The following is a 2843-nucleotide window of genomic DNA, read 5'->3' on the forward strand; positions in this document are numbered from 1 at the left end:
ATATTATTTTAAGTTCTTTAGCTTTTCATTACATAGAAGATTATCAAAAATTAATCTCTAATATTTATGATTGGTTAAAACCAGGTGGTAATTTAGTTTTCTCTGTTGAACATCCTGTTTTTACAAGCGAAGGTAAACAGGACTGGTATTATGGTGATAATCAGGAAATCATGCATTTTCCGGTTGATAATTATTACTTTGAAGGAAAGCGTGAAGCTATTTTCTTAAACGAGCCAGTAACTAAATATCATCGTACTTTAACTACTTATTTACAAACTTTATTAAAGGCCGGATTTGTTTTAACTAATATCGTTGAACCAAAACCGCTAGCAGAAATGATGAATCTACCAGGAATGCAAGATGAATTAAGACGACCAATGATGTTATTAATTAGTGCAAAAAAGGCGTAAAAAATTACGCCTTTTTAAATACTATCATTTTTAAATATTTTTCAGTCATAATAAATGAACAATAAAACGATATTTCTAAAAACAGTTTTTTATTTAAAATACAAACATCTTCACATCATAAATTTAGACATTATCTATTTTTCATAAGATACTTTTATTTTTTAATTATTGATAGAACTTAATTACTCAGTTATATAACTCTCAAATGTTCTTGTATCATCATTTTTCAACTTTTCTTTAAGTTGTTTTGAATTTCTAATCAAATATTTTTCTACCTCATACTCACTTTTGGTATTTAAGATATCATAAATACCAATTGGATCATCAACTACAATTTCAAATTTTTCCAACATATCTATACAATTTTTTAACTCCGCTAATTTACTGAATTCTAAAATATACTTTTGACCATTTAAATAGATATTTAAATCATAGTAATAACTAACAGTTTTATTGATTGCGATTGCAGTTGAATATTGCCCAGCGATATAAGATAATTCTATTTTATCGATGTCTAAATATAGAAATTCTCTTTTTTTCATTCTTTTTTGTTTATTTGGTGATAGTATTATTCCCTCTTGATTGATTTCAATCTTAAAAGTTGGAATTCCAGACAAATAATTAATTTCTTTACTATTCGAACACTTAAAAACATTTTTCATTATAAGTACCTGTTATGAAGCAATACTTTACAAGATAAATGTTTCAAAACCTTTAATTAATTGACCTTTTCAAAGATTTATTTTCATTTATCAAAATCATACGATACTCTTCATATAGTAATTCATCTTTTTTTAATATACTATTTTTATCATATAAATCTTTATTAATATTTTTTACCCCATAACGCATCCTTTCTATATACTTTTTTTACTGTTTTTTACATATATTTTAATAATTCATTTTATTATAGACTATATCAGCATTTTAACTTACAACATCAACTACTTCTCTTTATTGTTGTATAATATTAATTATCTTACTATCCATCTATAATTTTTACCTCATCCTTGATCCCCACATAAGCCATCCAGCTTACACTAAATAAAATTAAACCTGCTAACCAAAGTGGTATCCCACATATAACAACATCCCCTAATAATATCTCGACGATAATAAATAAGCCAAGCGCCACCAAAGCTAATTTATTCATTTTCTAAGCCTCCTCATTGATCTATCTATATCTTATTATACCATATATGCTTATGATACCACTGATATGTTAAATCAATGTTAAATTTTAAAATAAAAATGAAAACAACAGCAATCAAACTGTTGTTTTCAATTGGAAAGTTATTAAAATAAATAGGTATAAATGTGCATAAAAGGACTAAAGACATTATCTTCTATACCCACCTTTTATTTTAGCTTACCTTCATTTTAATAAATACCAGTTTAAACTTAAATATTTGTTAAGATTTCTTTACTTAGTTTCATTTTTAAATGCCATATAAATTAATCCTAACATAAAGGGGACTAATAAAATTAATACATTTCCTGGTAAATTTGTATTGCTTTTTTCTAATGCAAAGACATTAGAAATACTTTTTATTATAACTGTTGTTAGTAGTGATAAAACCGTTATTACTTTATTTTTCATCCTCGCTCACCTTTCAATCTTATTATATTAAAAGATTATTACGAAAAAAGGCAAAGACAGTTAAGTTTAAGTAAAGATTATCCTAAGGCAACGTCTAAGATCATCATTACAACAAAACCAATTGCAAAACCAATTGTTGCAATATTGCTATGTTCTCCTTCAGATGCTTCAGGAATTAATTCTTCAATAACAACATAAATCATGGCACCAGCAGCAAAAGCTAATAAATATGGCAAAATAGGAACTACTAATGATGATAACATAATTGTTATTGCTGCTCCAATTGGTTCAACAATCCCTGATAATGCTCCATATAAAAATGAACGGTGTTTAGATAATCCATTAGCTTTTAATGGCATAGAGATAATTGCTCCTTCAGGAAAGTTTTGAATTGCAATTCCTAAAGATAAAGCTACTGCTCCGGCAAATGTGATTCCTTCACTACCGGCTACTAGCCCGGCAAATAAAACACCGACAGCCATTCCTTCAGGAATATTATGCAAAGTTACTGCTAAAACTAACATCGTTGTTTTTTGCAGATGACTTTTAGGACCTTCTTCTTGATTATCTAAATGCATGTGTGGTATCACATGATCTAGTAGTAATAAAAACAAAATCCCTAATATAAAACCAACTGCAGCCGGAATAAAAGCCAACTTTCCAAGTGATTCAGACATATCCATTGCTGGAATCAATAACGACCAAATTGAAGCTGCTACCATTACCCCTGAAGCAAATCCTAACAACGCTTTTAAAAGCATATTACTCATTTTATCTTTCATGAAATAGACACAGCCAGCACCAGCAGCTGTTCCAATAAACGGTATCATGAC

General features: G+C 28.1%; 5 protein-coding genes. 1 reads left to right on the top strand and 4 read right to left on the bottom strand.

The window, feature by feature from the left end:
* Positions 1 to 410, top strand: a 410-nt coding sequence (locus J7M77_RS15195; RefSeq protein WP_367237039.1) for a methyltransferase domain-containing protein, incomplete at its 5' end; no start/stop codon positions are given.
* A gap of 182 nt (positions 411 to 592) precedes the next feature.
* Here the strand turns inward: J7M77_RS15195 and J7M77_RS15200 are convergent.
* The 4 genes from J7M77_RS15200 to J7M77_RS15215 all read right to left on the bottom strand — a co-directional run.
* Entirely contained in the window at positions 593 to 1072 is a 480-nt protein-coding gene (locus J7M77_RS15200) for a hypothetical protein (RefSeq protein ID WP_296880095.1), read from the bottom strand.
* A gap of 320 nt (positions 1073 to 1392) precedes the next feature.
* The gene (locus J7M77_RS15205) at positions 1393 to 1563 is read right to left on the bottom strand and encodes a hypothetical protein (protein WP_296880097.1); all 171 of its coding nucleotides are present in this window, start codon (positions 1561 to 1563) and stop codon (positions 1393 to 1395) included.
* Between the two features lie 270 nt (positions 1564 to 1833).
* Positions 1834 to 2010 (bottom strand): hypothetical protein, encoded by a 177-nt coding sequence (locus J7M77_RS15210; RefSeq protein WP_296880098.1) that lies wholly within the window; start codon positions 2008 to 2010, stop codon positions 1834 to 1836.
* Positions 2011 to 2087: 77 nt separating this feature from the next.
* Positions 2088 to 2843: ZIP family metal transporter (locus J7M77_RS15215; protein WP_296880100.1), on the bottom strand; the 756-nt coding region annotated here is incomplete at its 5' end.

Source organism: Thomasclavelia sp., from assembly GCF_017889095.1.
GTDB lineage: Bacteria > Bacillota_I > Bacilli_A > Erysipelotrichales > Coprobacillaceae > Thomasclavelia.

Bases quoted from the DNA above. Each gene is read 5' to 3' on its own strand.
- J7M77_RS15200 (WP_296880095.1), bottom strand. From the start codon at position 1,072: ATGAAAAATGTTTTTAAGTGTTCGAATAGTAAAGAAATTAATTATTTG.
- J7M77_RS15210 (WP_296880098.1), bottom strand. From the start codon at position 2,010: ATGAAAAATAAAGTAATAACGGTTTTATCACTACTAACAACAGTTATA.
- J7M77_RS15205 (WP_296880097.1), bottom strand. From the start codon at position 1,563: ATGAATAAATTAGCTTTGGTGGCGCTTGGCTTATTTATTATCGTCGAG.